The following is a 21029-nucleotide window of genomic DNA, read 5'->3' as shown; positions in this document are numbered from 1 at the left end:
CATATTTAATAGATAAATATATCAAACATAAGAGACTCGAGTATCTGCTAAACTAAGTAGCGTCTATCAGCAATCTTACGTGTTATCCTTTAGATGCTAACAGCTTATCTACGGCAGCGCGTAAATCATCTAAACCTTGTTTAGTTTCAGCTAACTCACGACGTTGACGTTCGTTTTCAGCCTCTAAGCTATTAAGACGAGCCGCTTGATCTGCAATAACGTATTTTTGTTCTGCATTTTCCTTTTTGAGGCTAGATACTTCATCTTGCATTACATATACAGAGCTAATAGGGCCCGCTTTGTAACGATCAGGAATATTTTTCTTTTCTGGGCTGTAACCAAATTTATGCGTTACACCAGCATTTACCATATTATGATTGCCACCAACAGAAACACCTATGTTGAACATAGTATTTTCATTTGTGTAATGTGCTAGGCCAAGGGCTGCCGCAGTTTCACCACGATAGTTGCCTACGCCTGCCATAACTTGAGTTGGTTCTAATGGATCATATTGAATTGGTTTCAATGCGGCCATCGCAGCTGCATGAGCACCAACACGTTGAACTTCACCTGCTACTTGATTAATAGCTTGGCTTGTATTTGTATTGGATGCATTCAATTGTGATACATTAACTGCATCGGTTGGATCCGTACCAGGTGCTACGCCTTTAATTTGGTTGTTACCATTATGTAATCCATCCTTAGTTAAAGATACAGGACCCGCATTTGGATTATTAGGATTTGCACTTCCTGGCGTAATTGTCATCCCATTGCCATTCGTTACAGTTGTGTTACCTGCTGCATCTTTAAATGTGGCAGACTTCATATCTGTAAGTTCAGGATTAACTGCATAGCTAATAGTTTTGCCTACTTGGCTTACCATCATATTATTGCCAGCTTTGAAAGTTACTGTTTCATTTGCCTTAATTTTTTCAGCCGTTGCAGTAGGTGTGCTATTTACACCAGAACCTTCTGAGCCAACAGCTGCATTCCAACCAGCATTTGATACAGCAGATTTTATTTGGTCTTCAGTAGCAGCACGACCAGAAGTAATGTTGTTAGGATCCCAAGCTTTATTAGTTAAACCTGTAACAACACCATCTTTACCATTTACAGCTATAGGATTTGTACCACCTGTTGTAATGATGCCATCTTTACCATCAATACCTACAGTACCAATACCTGCTTTACCATCTTTGCCATTAAGTGTAATCTTATCTGCAACTTTCACAGATCCATTTACACCGTCAATAGCAACTGCATTTTTACCATCGCCAGCTTTCACAGTACCATTCGTACCATCAATAGCAACAACATTGCCATCCTTACCAGCCGTGATAGTACCAGCAATACCATCTATAGTAATCGCCTTAGTTGGATCAGCGGCACCTAATGTAATCTTATCATTCAACTTATTGTCATAAATTGTATGACCATCTGCAGCAGTTGTCTTAGTTAATACAATATTGCCAGTAGTATTATTAGCACCTTGACCACCATTTGCAGTCAACTCAGTCGTTGCTGCTTTAGTTTTAGCATTCAATTGACTAACATTGACAGCATCTTTTGCAGCTGTACCATCTGCAACATTAACAATTTTGTTATTGCCATTATCTAGGCCGTTACCAGTTAAGGAAACTGTGTCTTTACCTGGTTTTGTAATCGTAACACCATCCTTAGTGAAAGTAGCCTTGTTTCCAGCAGTATCCGTCACAGTAGTACCCGTAGCCTCAACCTTAGTTGTATCACCCGCTGCATTTGTTACAGTAGCGCCAGTAGAAGCAACGTTTGTTGTATTACCAGCTGCGTCCTTAACAGTTGCACCTTTAGCATCAACCTTAGTTTCATCACCAGCTGCATTTTTCAATGTATTGTTTGTAGCGGTAGACGTATTAGTATTTGCACCATCTGAAAGTGTATTAGAGGTCGCTGTTGCAGTATTGGTATTAATACCATCTGTAATCGTATTAGATGTAGCATTCGATGTATTCGTATTACCGGCACCATCATCAATTACATTTTTATCAGCTGTAGATGTATTTGTCTTAGCACCATCAGTAATTGTAGTTCCTGCTGCCGTAGTTGCAGTAGTTTTCGTACCATCAATTACAGTATTGCCAGCTGCGTTAGATGTGTTAGTTTTGCCACCGTCAGTTTGAACGATGCTATCGCCTTTAATAACAGTTGTTTTACCACCTGTAGCATTGAAAGTAGCTGATTCCATATCTTTAAGATTTTTATTTAAGGAGTAGGCCAATGTTTTACCATTTTGATCAATAATAAGATTGTTGCCCGCTTGGAGTTGAACCTCTTCACCACTTGCTACATTTGTTTTGGCGGAACCATTTGCTTCGCCTGTAGAACCAGTTACCTTACCAGAATTTACATTCCAACCAGCACCAACTTTATCGGCTACAATTTGCAATTGGTCTTCTGTTGCAGCACGACCAGATACAGCCTTCGTTACGCCAGGCGTCCAAGTTTTGTTAGTCAAACCAGTCACAGTGCCTGCTGCACCATCAAGCTTAATAGAGTTTGTACCACCTGTTGTGATTGCGTTATTCACACCATCGATAACAGCTGTGCCAATCGTTGCTTTTCCAGCAGTGATTGTACTTGCGTTTGTACCATCTGTAATTGTATTAGATGTAGCATTGGATGTATTTACATTGCCATTACCATCATCAATTACATTACTATCTACAGTAGTCTTATTAGATTTAGTACCATCTACTAATGTGTTTTCATCAACAGTAGATGTATTTGTTTTAGCACCATCTTTAATCACTTGACCAGCGGCAGTCGTTTCTGTGGACTTAGTACCATCTGCAACTGTATTACCAGCTGCAGTAGATGTATTCGTTTGAGTGCCAGCAGTTTGAACGATACTATCGCCTTTAATAACAGTAGTTTTACCACCTGTCGCTTCAAAGGTTGCCGAGTTCATCTTCACAAGGTCTTTATTCAAGGAGTATGTGAAGTCTCGTTCATTTTGGTTCACTGTGAGGTTTTCACCAGCAATCAATTGAACTCTATCGTCTTTACCAACCTTAGCATTTTTCTTAGTACCTGTTTGCGCACCAGATGTAGTGGCATCTTTATCTGCTGTGATTTGCCATGTTTGTTCCCCTACAGCTTTTAATTGTTCTTCTGTAGCCGCACGGCCTTTCGTTGCAAAGTCTGCTGCTGTTACCGTTGTGTTAGACAAACCAGTAATATCATTAGTTGTACCACCAGTTACTGTTACTGTACCAGTTTTAATTGTGCCTGCTGCACCATCTAACTTAACGGCATTAGCGCCACCAGTAGTGAATGTGTTATTTACACCATCAATAACAGAGGAACCAATCGTAGCCTTACCAGCCGTACCATCAATCGTTACCGCATTAGCACCAGTACCAAGTATCACCTTATCATTGAGTTTTACATCATAGATAGTATGACCATCAGCAGCGGTAGTAGATGTAAGGGTTACATTACCTTTAGTAGCATTAGCAGCCTCACCAGCATTAGCAGTAACTGTAGTTGTTGCTTTTTTCACATCTGCAATATTAGCTGCATTTGTGTTGTCTGTGGAATCATTATTCACATGACCACTAGCAACATTTTTAATTACATTATTACCATTATCTAAACCCGCATCTGTTACCGATACAGGATTCTTACCAGTAGTATTGATACGTACACCATCTGATGCGTACTTAGTATTTCCGTTAGCAGAAGTTACAGTAGTACCCGTTGCAGTTGTTGCAGTAGAATTAGCACCGTTTGTAATAGTTGTGCCATCAGCTGTAGTAGCTGTAGATTTAGTACCATCGACTACTGTATTACCTGCTGCTGTAGATGTATTTATTTGTGTACCTGCAGTTTGTGTAATGGAATCACCAGTAATAACAGTTTTATTTGTACCAGTACCAAGGAATGTAGCAGAGTTCATCTTCACAAGATCTTTGTTAAGAGTGAATGTAAAGTCTCGTTCGTTTTGGTTCACTGTAAGATTTTCACCAGCAATCAATTGAACTCTATCGTCTTTACCAACCTTAGCATCTTTCTTAGTACCTGTTTGAGCACCAGACGTAGTAGCATCTTTATCTGCCGTGATTTGCCATGTTTGTTCACCTACAGCTTTTAATTGTTCTTCTGTAGCGGCACGGCCTTTCGTTGCAAAGTCTGCTGCCGTTACGGTTGTGTTAGACAAACCAGTAATATCATTAGTTGTACCACCAGTTACTGTTACTGTACCAGTCTTAATTGTGCCTGCTGCACCATCTAACTTAACAGCATTAGCGCCACCAGTAGTGAAGGTGTTATTTATACCATCAACAATGGAGGAACCAATCGTAGCCTTACCAGCAGTAACTGTACTTGTATTTGTTCCGTCTGTAATGGTATTCGATGTTGCATTGGATGTGTTTACATTACCATTGCCATCATCAATTACATTGCTATCTACAGTAGTCTTATTAGATTTAGTACCATCAACTAATGTGTTTTCATCAACAGTAGATGTATTTGTTTTAACACCATCTTTAATCACTTGACCATCTGCTGTAGTTTCTGTGGACTTAGTACCATCGACTACAGTATTACCTGCTGCTGTAGATGTATTGGTTTGTGTACCAGCAGTTTGCGTAATGGAATCACCAGTAATAATAGTTTTATTTGTACCAGTACCAAGGAATGTGGCAGAGTTCATCTTCACAAGATCTTTATTCAAGGAGTATGTGAAGTCTCGTTCGTTTTGGTTCACTGTAAGATTTTCACCAGCAATCAATTGAACTTTATCGTCTTTACCAACCTTAGCATCTTTCTTAGTACCTGTTTGAGCACCAGATGTAGCAGCATCTTTATCTGCCGTGATTTGCCATGTTTGTTCACCTACTGCTTTTAATTGTTCTTCCGTAGCGGCACGGCCTTTCGTTGCAAAGTCTGCAGAATTTACAGTTGTGTTAGACAAACCAGTGATATCGTTTGTAGTACCACCAGTTACTGTTACTGTACCAGTTTTGATTGTGCCTGCTGCACCATCTAACTTAACAGCATTAGCACCACCTGTAGTGAATGTGTTATTTACACCATCAATAACAGAAGAACCAATTGTAGCTTTACCAGATGTACCATCGATAGTTACTGCATTCGCACCAGTGCCAAGTGTCACTTTATCATTGAGTTTTACATCATAGATAGTATGTCCATCAGCAGCGGTAGTAGATGTAAGTGTTACATTACCTTTAGTAGCATTAGCAGCCTCACCAGCATTAGCAGTAACTGTAGTTGTTGCTTTTTTCACATCTGCAATATTAGCTGCATTTGTGTTGTCTGTAGCATCATTATTCACATGACCACTAGCAACATTTTTAATTACATTATTACCATTATCTAAGCCCGCATCCGTTAAAGATACAGGGTTCTTACCAGTAGTATTGATACGTACACCATCTGCTGCGTACTTAGTATTTCCATTAGCAGAAGTTACAGTTGTACCATCAGCTGTAGTAGCTGTAGATTTAGTACCATCGACTACAGTATTACCACCTGCTGTAGTTGTATTCACTTTTGTGCCATCAGTTTGAACGATGCTATCGCCTTTGATAACAGTTGTTTTACCGCCTGTTGCTTCAAAGGTTGCAGAATTCATCTTCACAAGATCTTTGTTAAGGGTGAATGTAAAGTCTCGTTCATTTTGATTTACTGTCATGTTTTCGCCAGCAATCAATTGAACTTTATCATTTTTACCTACCTTAGCATCCTTCTTAGTACCTGTTTGGGCACCAGAAGTGGTAGCATCTTTGTCTGCCGTGATTTGCCATGTTTGTTCGCCTACAGCTTTTAATTGTTCTTCAGTAGCTGCACGGCCTTTTGTTGCAAAGTCTGCACTAGTTACAGTTGTGTTAGACAAGCCAGTGATGTCGTTTGTTGTACCACCAGTAACTGTTACTGTACCAGTTTTGATTGTGCCTGCTGCACCATCTAACTTAACAGCATTAGCACCACCTGTTGTGAATGTATTGTTTACACCATCCACAATGGAAGAACCAATAGTTGCCTTACCTGCAGTGATTGTACTTGTATTAGTACCATCAGTAATGGTATTCGATGTTGCATTAGATGTGTTTACATTACCATTGCCATCATCAATTACATTGCTATCTACAGTAGTCTTATTGGATTTAGCACCATCAACTAATGTGTTTTCATTAACAGTAGATGTATTAGTCTTAGCACCGTCTTTAATCACTTGACCAGCTGCTGTAGTTTCTGTGGACTTAGTACCATCTGCAACTGTATTACCACCTGCTGTAGATGTATTCACTTTTGTGCCATCTGTTTGAACGATGCTATCGCCTTTAATAACAGTAGTTCTACCACCTGTGGCTTCAAAGGTTGCAGAGTTCATCTTCACAAGGTCTTTATTCAAGGAGTATGTGAAGTCTCGTTCATTTTGGTTCACTGTGAGATTTTCGCCAGCAATCAATTGAACTTTGTCGTCTTTACCAACCTTAGCGTCTTTCTTAGTACCTGTTTGGGCACCAGATGTAGTAGCATCTTTATCTGCAGTGATTTGCCATGTTTGTTCCCCTACAGCTTTTAATTGTTCTTCAGTAGCTGCACGGCCCTTCGTTGCAAAATCGGCTGCCGTTACGGTTGTATTAGACAAGCCAATAATATCGTTTGTAGTACCACCAGTTACTGTTACTGTACCAGTTTTGATTGTGCCTGCTGCACCATCTAACTTAACAGCATTAGCGCCACCTGTAGTGAATGTATTATTTACACCATCCACAATGGAAGAACCAATCGTAGCCTTACCAGCAGTGATTGTACTTCTATTTGTACCATCTGTAATGGTATTCGATGTAGCATTGGATGTATTTACATTACCATTACCATCATCGATAACATTACTATCTACAGTAGATTTATTGGATTTAGCACCGTCTTTAATCACTTGACCATCTGCTGTAGTTTCTGTGGACTTAGTACCATCAGCGACAGTGTTGCCACCTGCAGTAGATATATTCGTTTGAGAACCCGCAGTTTGTGTAATACTGTTGCCAGTAATGACTGTTGTATTACTGCCTGTACCAAGGAATGTAGCAGAGTTCATCTTCACAAGATTTTTGTTAAGAGTGAATGTAAAGTCTCGTTCATTTTGGTTTACTGTCATATTTTCGCCAGCAATCAATTGAACTTTATCGTCTTTACCAACCTTAGCATCTTTCTTAGTACCTGTTTGAGCACCAGATGTAGCAGCATCTTTATCTGCCGTGATTTGCCATGTTTGTTCACCTACTGCTTTTAATTGTTCTTCCGTAGCGGCACGGCCTTTCGTTGCAAAGTCTGCTGAGGTTACGGTTGTGTTAGACAAACCAGTAATGTCGTTTGTAGTACCACCAGTTACTGTTACTGTGCCAGTCTTAATTGTGCCAGCTGCACCATCTAACTTAACAGCATTAGCACCACCAGTAGTGAATGTGTTATTTACACCATCAATAACAGAGGAACCAATCGTAGCCTTACCAGCAGTGATTGTACTTGTATTAGTACCATCAGTAATGGTATTCGATGTTGCATTAGATGTGTTTACATTACCATTGCCATCATCAATTACATTGCTATCTACAGTAGTCTTATTAGATTTAGTACCGTCAACGATTGTATTTTGATCAACAGTAGATGTATTTGTTTTAGTACCGTCTTTTATCACTTGACCAGCAGCTGTGGTTTCTGTGGACTTAGTACCATCTAAAACTGTATTACCACCTGCTGTAGATGTATTCACTTTTGTGCCATCGGTTTGAACGATGCTATCGCCTTTAATAACAGTAGTTTTACCACCTGTGACTTCAAAGGTTGCAGAATTCATCTTCACAAGATCTTTATTCAAGGAGTATGTAAAGTTTTTACCTGCTTGGTCTACAGTTAGGTTTTCACCAGCAATTAAGGACACCTTATCGTCCTTACCAACCTTAGCATTTTCTTTTGTGCCAGTTTGAGCACCAGAAGTGCCAGCTTTCTTATCGGCTGTAATTTCCCAAGTTTGGCTACCTGCAGCATCTGCAACAGCTTTCAATTGGTCTTCTGTTGCAGCTCGGCCAGTAGTAGCAGTACCATTCCAAGTTGTATTAGATAAGCCGCCAATAGTATTAGCCGTACCGTTAACAGTAACACCACCGATATTGGCAGTTGTACCTGTAATTGTGCCTGTGGCACCATCTAAGGTTACGGCCTTAGCGCCACCAGTAGTGAATGTGTTATTGACACCATTAATGACAGAGGAACCAATCGTAGCTTTACCAGCTGTACCATCTATTGTTACCGCATTAGCACCAGAGCCCAACGTTACTTTATCGTTGAGTTTTACATCATAAATAGTATGACCATCAGCAGCTGTAGTAGATGTTAATGTCACATTACCTGTTGTTGCATTAGCTGCTTCACCTGTATTAGCAGTGATTTCAGTTTTAGACGCCTTTTTAGCTACATTGATAGCATCAGCTACATTTTGAGCTGTTGCTACACCGTCTTTAGTTGGACCTGTAATTGTACCATCTGTACCAGCAGTGATTGCTGCTGTATTTACGTCGTATTTCACAACGCCTACATCATCGATAGATGCAGTTGTTAATGTACCATTCTTGAAATTCAATCCATCCGCCAAGGACACTTGTTTCGCTGTACCATCGTTCGCTTTATAGGACAAGTTTGTCTTATTCGCAATCTTAGTACCATCAATCGTTACTTTGTAATCCTTAGTTGTACCATCTGCACTCGTTGTTGGTGTTACGGTCAATGGATTATTAGTATCTGTTGTATCTGTACTTACAGTTACAGCAGCTACAGCCGATTTTTTAATCTCTGCTTCAGATACTTTCACAGTCAAATTCTTGCCATTCGCATCAGTAGATACATATTTACCATCACCAACAATGCCCAATGTATCATCTTTCAGATTAACTACACCAGGGGATGTATTTGTATTACCAGAGAATTTCAAGTTAACTGCATCAGTAGTCGTTTTTGCTGTTTCAGCTACGGCTTTCAATTGATCTTCCGTCGCAGCTCGGCCAGTTGTAGCTGTACCATTCCAAGTTGTATTGGCCAAGCCAGTTACATGATTATTATCACCATCGACAGTTACACCACCGATAACTGCATTTTTAGCAGTAATTTTACCAGTTGCGCCATCAAGTTTAATGGTTTCAGTTGTACCAGTACCAATGGATACGCTAGTCAAACCAGCAAGATCCTTATTCAAGGAATAAGTAAACTTACGTTCATCTTGATTAATTGTAAGGTTATCCCCTGCAACCAATTCGACAGTTTCATCCTTACCAACAGTAGCATTTTTCTTAGTACCTGTTTGAGCACCAGTTGTACCTGCTTTATCTGCCGTAATATTCCAAGTTTGACTAGATGCAGCATCTGCGACAGCTTTCAATTGATCTTCTGTTGCAGCTCGGCCAGTAGTAGCTGTGCCATTCCATGTTGTATTAGATAAGCCGCCAATAGTATTAGCCGTACCATTTACAGTAACGCTACCAATAGTAGCCGTTTTACCTGTAATGGCCCCCGTTGTACCATCAACAGTTACAGCATTAGCACCAGTACCAAGTGTCACTTTATCATTGAGTTTTACATCATAAATAGTATGACCATCTGCAGCTGTGGTAGATGTTAATGTCACATTACCTGTTGTTGCATTAGCTGCTTCACCTGTGTTAGCAGTGATTTCAGTTTTAGATGCTTTTTTAGCTGCATTAATAGCATCAGCTACGTTTTTAGCTGTTGCTACACCATCTGTAGTTGGGCCTGTGATTGTACCATCTGTACCAGCAGTAATTGATGCTGTATTTACATCGTATTTCACAACGCCAGCATCATCGATAGACGCAGTTGTTAATGTACCATTTTTGAAATTCAAGCCATCCGCCAAGGAAACTTGTTTTGCTGTACCATCATTTGCTTTATAGGACAAGTTAGTCTTGTTAGCAATCTTAGTACCATCAATAGTTACCTTGTAATCCTTAGTTGTACCATCTGCACTAGTTGTTGGTGTTACAGTTAATGGATTATTAGTATCTGTTGTATCTGTGCTGACTGTTACGGCAGCGACAGCAGATTTTTTAACCTCTGCTTCAGATACTGTAAGATTTACATTTTTACCGTTTACGTCAGTAGAGATGTATTTATTATCACCTTTAATACCGAATGTATCATCCTTAAGGTTTACGGATCCAGTATTAGTTGCTACATCACCTGTGAACTTCAACGTGGTAGCACCAGTGGCAGCTTTCAATTGCTCTTCTGTAGCTGCACGGCCCTTAGTTGCAAAGTCAGTTGCAGATAAAGTCGTGTTAGACAAACCAGTGATATCGTTTGTAGTACCACCAGTTACTGTTACATTACCAGTTTTAACAGTGCCATCTGCACCATTAACTACTACAGCATTTGTACCACCAGTACTAATCTTGCTTGCTACACCATCGATACCAACAGTACCGATTTGTGCCTTACCAGCAGTGATTGTACTTGTATTTGTACCATCAGTAATTGTATTGGATGTAGCATTAGATGTATTTACGTTAGCACCATCAGTTTGAACAATGCTGTCACCCTTAATCACAGTTGTTTTACCGCCTGTTGCTTCAAAGGTTGCGGAATTCATCTTCACAAGATCTTTATTCAAGGAGTATGTAAAGTTTTTACCTGCTTGGTCTACAGTTAGGTTTTCACCAGCAATTAAGGACACCTTATCATCCTTACCAACCTTAGCATTTTCTTTTATACCCGTTTGAGCACCAGATGTGCCAGCTTTCTTATCTGCTGTGATTTCCCAAGTTTGGCTACCTGCCGCATCTGCGACAGCTTTCAATTGATCTTCTGTTGCAGCACGACCAGTAGTAGCTGTGCCATTCCATGTTGTATTAGATAAGCCGCCAATAGTATTAGCCGTACCGTTAACAGTAACGCCACCAATAGTAGCCGTTTTACCTGTAATGGCCCCCGTTGTACCATCAACAGTTACAGCATTAGCACCAGTACCAAGTGTCACTTTATCATTGAGTTTTACATCATAAATAGTATGACCATCTGCAGCTGTGGTAGATGTTAATGTCACATTACCTGTTGTTGCATTAGCTGCTTCACCTGTGTTAGCAGTGATTTCAGTTTTAGATGCTTTTTTAGCTGCATTAATAGCATCAGCTACGTTTTTAGCTGTTGCTACACCATCTGTAGTTGGGCCTGTGATTGTACCATCTGTACCAGCAGTAATTGATGCTGTATTTACATCGTATTTCACAACGCCATTATCATCGATAGATGCAGTTGTTAATGTACCATTTTTGAAGTTCAAGCCATCGGCTAAAGATACTTGTTTAGCAGTACCACCATTTGCTTTGTAGGACAAGTTTGTCTTGTTAGCAATCTTAGTACCATCAATAGTTACCTTGTAATCCTTAGTTGTACCATCCGCACTAGTTGTCGGTGTTACCGTCAATGGGTTATTAGCATCCGTTGTATCTGTACTTACTGTTACAGCTGCTACAGCAGATTTTTTAACCTCTGCTTCAGATACTGTAAGATTTACATTTTTACCGTTTACGTCAGTAGAGATGTATTTATTATCACCTTTAATACCGAATGTATCATCCTTAAGGTTTACAGAGCCAGTATTAGTCGCTACATCACCTGTGAACTTCAATGTAGTAGCACCAGTGGCAGCCTTCAATTGGTCTTCTGTTGCAGCACGTCCAGATACGGCTGTGCCATTCCATGTTGTATTAGATAAACCACCAATAGTATTAGCCGTACCATTTACAGTAACGCCACCAATGGTAGCCGTTTTACCTGTAATAGCCCCCGTTGTACCATCGATAGTTACCGCATTAGCGCCAGAACCAAGTGTCACTGTATCATTGAGTTTTACATCATAGATAGTATGACCATCAGCTGCCGTAGTAGATGTTAATGTCACATTACCTGTTGTAGCATTAGCTGCTTCACCTGTATTAGCAGTGATTTCTGTTTTGCTTACTTTTTTAGCAGCATTAATAGCATCCGCTACGTTTTTAGCAGTTGCTACACCATCAGTGGTTGGACCTGTAATTGTACCATCTGCACCAGCCGTAATAGATGCGGAATTAACAGCAACTTTCACACCCGCTGCCGTAGCAGATGTGCTCACAAGACTGCCATCACCGGTCACGGCAAAGGATACGTCCCCATCTTTAAGGTATTTATTACCTGTGGAACCAGTGTCAGCAGTGAGGCCAATGCCCTTAGTTGTAGCGTTAACAGTATTAGCATCTAGACCAACTGTAATTGTTTGATCCTTAACAGTCGCAGTTACACCGTTAGCACCAGCTACATTCAGTTTTTGGTTTTTAAGATCAATAGTACCATTATTTGTGCCGTCTGTAATATTAAGGTTTTGAGACAAGTTAGCAACAGCTTGTTTCACATCACCAATGTTCGCTGCATTAGAATCATCGGTAGCATTATTGTTTACCGTACCGCTGGCTACATTAGAAATAACCTTACCACCAGCATTGATACCATCTGTTTTATCGACAGAAATACCACCAACAGTGAGTTTATCTGTTGTAACACCAGTACCTGTAATGGCTGTTGTACCATTTGTTAAACCAGATGTATTGATAACAGTATTGCCTGCTGTGAAAGATGTGCCCGTGAAAGTAGTCCCTGTAAATGCTTTACCAGTTACAGAGCCATCTGCACCATTTAATGTAATCGCATTAGCACCAGAGCCAACAGTTACTTTGTTATTGGCCGTTACAGAATCAACGGTAATATCCTTCTTAGTAGCAACAGTGATTTTCTTTTTATCTGTACCATCTTGCGTAATCTCGATGTTATCACCATTAACAAGATCTACTGTATCACCGCCTTTAACAGCCGTTTTATCGGTTGTGCTGGAATTCGTTGTAATATTCCAAGCCGCACCTGCTTTTGCGGCTTCAGCAGCTTTATTAATAGCATCAGATACATTCTTAGCTGTTGCCAAGCCATCATTACCAGTTACGGACGCTTCACCTGTCGTGGCATTACTGTTAATCGTAGCACGCTTTGTAGAAATCTCAACCGTATTACCATTCATATTAGTAGATACAAAGTCACCTGTTGTGCCTTTCACATTGAATGCCACATCAGCAGTGCTCAAGGATTGGCTGGACGCAGTGCCAGTATCTGCACCAAGGGAGATATTTCTAGCTAACGCAGTTGTATTGGCTGCGATATTAGTTGTATTAGTCGCAATTTTACCTTTATTAGCAGTAATATCTGTGGTATTCGTGTTGATTTGATTCTTAGTTGCTGTATTAAGATCAAAGGATACTTTGCCATCGTTATCAACAGTGGCAACTGTGGATCCACCATCTACAAAGTTAAGACCTTTAGATAAAGAAACCTTCTTCGCATTAGCATCTGCCGCACTATTAGCACGGTATGTTAAATCCGTTTTAGCCGCAAGTTTTGTTGTATCGATACCGATGGCATAATCCTTAGAATTTGTGCCCGCTGTTGGGGTTACCGTAATTGGATTATCTGCTTGCGTATCCTTACTTACCGTTACAGCAGCTACCGCTAAATCTTTTACCTTAGCCGCATCAACAGCAACTTTCACCCCCGCTGCCGTAGCAGACGTGCTTACAAGATTGCCATCGCCAGTTACCGCAAAGGATACATCACCGTCTTTAAGGTATTTATTACCTGTAGAACCAGTATCAGCAGTAAGGCCAATACCCTTCGTTGTAGCATTAACAGTATTTGCGTCCAAACCAACTGTGATCGTTTGTTTATTTACAGTCGCTGTTACACCATTAGCACCAGCCACGTTAAGTTTTTGGTTTTTAAGGTCTACAGTGCCATTGTTTGTGCCATCAGTAATATTGAGATTTTGAGACAAATTAGCAACCGCTTGTTTCACATCCCCAATGTTTGCTGCATTGGAATCATCGGTAGCATTATTATTTACCGTACCGCTGGCTACATTAGAAATAACCTTACCACCAGCATTGATACCAGCAGTTTTATCAATAGAGATTCCACCTACAGTTACTTTATCTGTTGTAATACCTGTGCCTGTAATAGCAGTTGTACCATTTGTCAAACCAGACGTATTGATAACCGTATTACCTGCAGTTACGGAATCAACAGTTATATTCTTAGCCGTTTTGATGGTGAAAGTCTTACCAGTTTGGCTGATTTCAATGTTATCACCATTGTTAAAGGCAATTGTATCTCCACCTTTAACATCTTCTGCGGCATGCGTATTCGCTTTCACCTTGAAAGAAGAGGCAGACTTAGCGGCATCCTTAATTGCTTGTTCATTAACTGTCAAGGTTACATCATTGCCAGATGCAGCAGTCGAGATAAACGTGTTATCCCCTTTGATATTAAAAGATACATTGCCATCTTTTAAAGACTTAGCAGTCGTAGAGGCACCTTTATCATCAGCTAACGCAATAGTATGAGCAATGTTTGCTGTGTTTGTTGCAATATTTGTTGTGTTAGTAGTAATTTGATTTTTGTTTGCAGTGATATTCGACGTATTCGTAGCAATATCTTGTGTATTTTTTGTAATCTTATTACCTAATACAGTATTTGTATTGTTAATTACAGCAGCAACCTCTGTGGCTTTAGCTACACCGGTAGTACCCGTTACAGTACCATTCGTTGTATTAGGTGTTAATGTACCTTCTGCTACATCAATAGTAATCGTTTGACCATTAACAGTAGCTTTCGCAGCACCTGTGCCTGTAACAGTTAATTTTTGACTTTTCAGAGCTACAGAACTATTATTTGTGCCATCGCTGATGTTTAAGTTTTGAGACAAACCATTAACAGCAGAATTAATAGCACTAGCTACATTCTTAGCAGTAGCTAAACCATCAGCACCTGTTACAGATGCAGCACCAGTATTGGCATCACTATTGATAGTTGCACGCTTTGTAGATACTTTTACGGCACTACCATCCATTGTAGTGGAGATATAGTCACCAGTTGCACCACTTACCGCAAAGGACACATTACCATTACTTAAAGACTGACTAGAACCGGTACCACTATCTGCGTTAAGCGTAATAGTGCGACCTACTGCTGTAGCAGATTTATTAATAGAATCTTTTGTGGCTTGATTTAAATCAAAAGATACTTTGCCATCAGAATCTACAGATGATACCGTATTTGTACCATTAACAAAATTAAGACCTTTAGCTAAAGATACAGTTTTTGCTGTAGCACCATTGGCTGTATAGGCTAAATTCGTTTTAGCTGAAAGTTTTGTAGTATCAATGCCAATTGCATAATCTTTAGAGTTAGTACCTGGTGTTGGAGTTACAGTAATAGGATTATCAGAAATATTAGTAGCTTTACTTACGGTTACTGCATCTACTGCTAAGTCTTTAACTTTAGCGGAGTTAACAGATACCTGTACACCGGTGGTAGTACTCTTTGTGGTAACAAGAGATCCATCACCGGATACATTAAAGATGGCATCACCATCTTTAAGATATTTTAGTGTTGCAAACCCGTTATCACCTTTGATACCAATTCCTTTAGTAGTCGCATTATAACTATCCGAATCAAGACTAACGGTCACAGTTTGTCCATTTACGTAAGTTCTAACACCATTTGAACCGGACACTTTAAGCTTTTGTTCGTCTAGTTTTACAGTGCCGTTATTGCTACCGTCTGTCAGGTTAAGCGTTGCACCTGATACATAACGTTTAACATCTCCAATATTCGCCGCATTACTATCTTTACTGCCACCAGTAGCTACACCAGTAATGGTCTGATTACCTGCACTAATGCCATTTGTACCAAATGAAACTGCACTTGAGCCAGTACCACTGGTTAAACCGGTAGTATTAATTGTCGTACTGCCCGCTGTGAAAGCTTTCCCTGTTACACTTCCTGTTGTACCATTAATAGAAACCGCGTTGGTTCCACTGCCGAATGCTGCCTGTGCATTGGTTCCATTTAAGCTAATCGCATTGCTCCCCGAACCAGCCGTAATAGTTGCAGAAGTTCCATCTAAATTGATGGTATTAGTACCTGTACCAGCCGTAATTGCACCTTTTGTACCATCTAATACTAGTTGTTTAGCTGCTGTACCTACGGTTACCTTATTGTTAGCTTTCACAGAATCTACGGTAATATCTTTATTTAACTTGGTAGTAATCTTCTTTCCTGTACGATCAACGGTAATATTAGAATCACCAGTAAAATCTACCGTATTTCCTTTTGCTACACTTTCACCAGTATCACCATTAGCAGATACAGTCCATGTATATGCATTTTTAGAAATGGCATCGTTAATAGACTGCGCTACATTTTGAGCATCAGCCATACCTTTATTTGCTGAAGCCACGCCATTAGTATTAACACTAATATCCTGCTTTTTACCAGCAATAGTAATACCATTTTTATTTGCTGTCGTTGTAATGTAGGTAGTATCCCCTTTAATAGCCAATGTACCATTAGCAAGGTTCACATCATTATTGCCACTATTACCACTGAAAGCAAGGTTTACGCTCTTTAATTGAGCGACATTGACTGCATCTGTATTGTTTGTACCTGCCGCTACACCAGTAATTTGACGAGTTACACTACTACTATCACCAACGGATACTGCTGCATTTGTACTGGTAAGTACATTACCAGCTAATCCACCATACGTATTAGTACGATCATCATTTGGATTGTATCCTTTAACACCTTTATCAATAGATGCTACCGAATTATTTCCAAGAGCAACGCCACCTTCAACGTTAGCACGAGCAGTAGCACCAATAGCAACAGCATAATCCTTAGTTGTTTTTGTACCATCACCAATAGCAACAATACTTCTTTGCCCTATTGCAGAAGCATTAGAATATGCATTTCTATTAGCATCATTACCAATAATAACCGAGTTTATTGCATTAAAATTCATGCCGGCACCATTGCCAACATTAACGTTATTAGAACTATTATTTAGTTGATTCTGACCAGCATTCACACCAATATTAATATTATTTGCACCACGCTGTGCTACACCAGCCAATTTACCAATCGATATAGAACCTTCAGCTTGAGCATCTTTACCCGCATTCGAGCCAATATTAACTACATACTGTGCTCCATTATTAACTCCAGCAGAACTACCGACTGAAATTGATTCTAATCCTCCAACATTTGAATTAGATCCTAGTGCAACGCTATTTTGTCCTGATGCTTTACTTGCATTACCTATAGATACCGCATTAATTCCTGCTGAATTTGAAGTAGTACCTAATGCAATTGCTGATGTAGCGGAAACAGTAGCACCATTACCAACAGCAATTACATTATCCACTGGTTTTACTGCAGTACTACTAGATTTGGTAACTGTAGCATTCTGCCCTAACATAACAGAACCGCTTGTAAATATGTCGCCAAGTCCAGCAGCGGAACCAAGACTAATGTTATTTTCACCGGTCAGTTTACGTCCAGCATCACTACCAATGCCGATATTATTCTTTCCATTAGATTGATATCCTGCCGCTCTACCAATACCGATGGAGTTAGTTGCGTTTTGAGCTTGACCATTAGCATCACGACCTAACGATACCATATGTTCACTATTAGCCTGTGCAGAATGCCCTAAAGCAAGTCCAAACCCGGCACTTGCTTGAGCATTTGGACCGATTGCTATTGCCTCACTACCAGTTGCCCCATCATTATTCTTATTTCCAGTTACAGTAGAATTTACAGAAAAATAATTTATCGGCCTTATTTGACTAGCTACTGCAAATAATTGAGATCCGTTAATAGCATCTGTACTGGTAGCAGAGACCTCTCCAGCCGCTACATTTTTAATTTGACGTTCCTTACCTACTGCACCAACAGAAACCTGCATGCCCGTATCAGAGGTTGCGCCAGCAAAATTGTAGATAACGCCATTAATTGTTGCACTAGATTGATTTGTGGCATTTGTAGCAGTAGTAGAGTCACTCCCTAAAGCTACAGAATTTGCTTTTGATGCGTTAGCGTTTTTACCAACTGCAACTGCATTTGCATTACTTGCATTAGCACTTTTACCAATCGCAATAGTTTCACTACCATTTGTAACAGCACTTGCGCCTATAGCAAGGGCATTATTGCCTTGTGCCTTCGTCTTATCAGTTGCACTATAACCACCAATCGCAACAGCACCTACACTCGATGCTTCTGCTGTACTACCCATTGCTACTGCATTCGCAACAGTAGCCGACACAGCACTACCCATGGCAACACCATTTTTACTCAAAACGCTTTGCCCTACTGCGATGCCACCATCAGCAATAGATACGGTACCAATAGCTAAACCGCCTTTAGCTGCATTTGCACGATTACCAAAAGCAATAGATCCATCATCTACACTCTTAACACCATAATAGACATTTGTACTAATGTCATTAACATTTATAGTGTAAGTGTTTCCGTTTCCACCAACACCCGTATTATTTTTGTCGCCACCGACACCACCATTACCTATAGCGATAGAATCAACTCCGGAAGCACTAGCTTTAGGACCGATAGTAATATTGCGGACGCCATCACTTGTAGAACCAGCCCCTATAGTAACCGATGAATGCTGATTAGCGGACGCGCCCGATCCCATAGCAATAGAACTGTCTCCATCTGATTTAGCGGTATGACCGATAGCAATTGATTTATCACTCGTTGTTGAACTATTATAGCCTAAGCCCACAGATCCACCACCGGCAACAGATAAGCCAGAGCCACCACCGAAAGCCTGATTACCAGTAACAGTAGAGTTATACCCTATCATGGTGGAGGCACCACCTTTTGCAATTACACCTGCACCTATAGCTGTGTCATTACCGTTTACAGCTTTGGCATTATACCCAATTGCAGTGGCTTTCTCACCTGTAGCCTCTGTTTTTTCAGTATTATCAGTAGCAGAATTACCATTCCCACCACCAATAGCAATTGCGTTTGCTGCTGCAGCTCTCGCACTACGACCAAGTGCTGTTGCATTACCACCAGTTGCTACGGCACGCAAGCCAATAGCCGTGTCACCCCACTTAGCATAGCTATTAATAGTGCTATTATTATCACTACTAGGATTATTATTAACATTGATACTAGAACCATAAACATCTGCCCCAGCTAATGCCTGATAACCTAAAGATAAGGAGCCCTCACCATAACCTCTAGCAGATGGACCCATTGCCGTCGCACCAGCCTTAGCAGCTCTTGATTGTACACCTATGGCTGTAGAATTATCTGCAGATACGCTAGTATTCCAACCAATACCAATACCATATTGCCCGGAAACATTGGTAGCTGTACCTATAGCAGTTGAATAACCTACACTAGCATTAGTTTCATACCCTAATGCGACAGCTCCTGGACCATTAGCATTAGAATGTCCACCAATAGCTGTAGCCCCCACTACAGTACTACCACTAACATAGCTTGTAGCAGAGCTATCAGAGCCTATAGCTATAGCTTTATTATACATAGCCTTTGCAGCTACCCCTATTGCTTGAGCATTTTGACCAGATGCACTCGCACCACGCCCTATCCAAAATGCACTTTGAGCTTCTTCTTTACCTGCTGGCCACGCTGCAAATGTTGCTTGTCCTCCATTTACCATCGCCAACGCCGCAAAAATACCAGCTACTACTATTTTCTTTTTCCCAGTTTTGTTCTTCGCGATTTCAGATACTACAACGTAGCACTGTTTTGACTTAGACCAAATCACTTTAAAAATCTTATTCATTCTCGTTCCTTTTCTACTAACTATCTCTCATAACCATATAGTATACAAATCAATTTTTAATATTTGAATTTTCACAATGTTACAAAATATACGCATTATATTTTAAATCTCTTTTCATAATTTTATCATATTTCACTAGTATCTAACAATAAAATACATCATACTTTCAGAATATTTAATTAAAATTCTCCATCTTTTCAATTCGCCACAAAAAACAGATAAAATCAATACTTTTTTTATTTTATTGGCTGTATATTATATCTTTTTGAATAAATATTTATAACTATTTATTCATATAAGCTATAAGGCAATACAATCTAAATAAATATCATTTTAATTTTAATACGCGTATTTTTCATCCCATTTTTATATATTCAACTATATTTTTATATTTAAGTGTGATATGACTAATTCATTTTATTTTTTAAGATAATACTTTTATTAATCAGATAACTTTCTATAAAAAAGCTACCCACCGGCTTAGCCGGTGGTTCTTCTTTTCGCCTATAAGGCAAATGCTACCGGCCGCGCGTGGGAGCGCATGTCGATCCGTCATCTGCAATCGAATACTAACTACCCGTTAAACGGGTCTTGAAAGTCTAAAACTAATTGCTCTGACATCTCGTCTTGCTTTAATTGATTCGAAATATACTCCGCTATCTTTTTCTCATTTTTTCCAACTGTATCGACGTAATATCCTCGACACCAAAATTGTCTATTTCGATATTTGAATTTCATATTCCCCCATTTCTCATATATCATTAAACTACTTTTACCTTTTAGAAACCCCATAAATGATGAGACTGACATTTTAGGTGGAATTGCTACTAATATATGAATATGATCTGGGCATGCTTCTGCAGACAAAAGCTCTACACCTTTCCATCTGCATAATTCACGAATTATACCTCCGATTTCAAATCGCTTTTGTCCAAAAAATACTTTTCTTCTATACTTTGGTGCAAATACTATATGATATTTGCAGTTCCATTTAGTATGTGCTAAACTCTGATTGTCATACATTATATGGCCTCCTTTAGGGTCTTAATTGCAGTTGACGGACCGCAATCTTATCTTACCCTAAAGGAGTAACTTTTCGAAGACGCAACGCTAAAGCTTTTACTGAACCCCCGGACTATCCGGGGGTTTTCTATATACAAAAAGGGGCTGTAACAAAACAGCCCCTTAACTTTTTTATATTTCTAAGCAAAAAGGGTCCCGAGGGACCCTTTTCGTTGGTATAATTAAATTA

2 protein-coding genes are annotated in these 21029 nt (G+C 39.8%); both read right to left on the bottom strand.

Annotated features, from left to right (window positions below):
* Window positions 1–82 precede the first annotated feature (82 nt).
* On the bottom strand, window positions 83–19777 hold the full coding sequence (locus VEI_RS02070; protein WP_059361637.1) for an ESPR-type extended signal peptide-containing protein: 19695 nt from the start codon (window positions 19775–19777) through the stop codon (window positions 83–85).
* Between the two features lie 573 nt (window positions 19778–20350).
* Complete coding sequence (gene tnpA, locus VEI_RS02065) at window positions 20351–20800, bottom strand: IS200/IS605 family transposase (protein WP_005380573.1); 450 nt, start codon at window positions 20798–20800, stop codon at window positions 20351–20353.
* Between the last annotated feature and the right edge of the window lie 229 nt (window positions 20801–21029).

The sequence above is a fragment of the Veillonella tobetsuensis genome (assembly GCF_001078375.1).
GTDB lineage: Bacteria > Bacillota > Negativicutes > Veillonellales > Veillonellaceae > Veillonella > Veillonella tobetsuensis.
Note: the sequence above shows the minus strand (reverse complement) of the source record. Positions and strands in the feature narration are given on the sequence as shown.

Bases quoted from the DNA above. Each gene is read 5' to 3' on its own strand.
- VEI_RS02070 (WP_059361637.1), bottom strand. From the start codon at position 19,777: ATGAATAAGATTTTTAAAGTGATTTGGTCTAAGTCAAAACAGTGCTAC.
- tnpA (WP_005380573.1), bottom strand. From the start codon at position 20,800: ATGTATGACAATCAGAGTTTAGCACATACTAAATGGAACTGCAAATAT.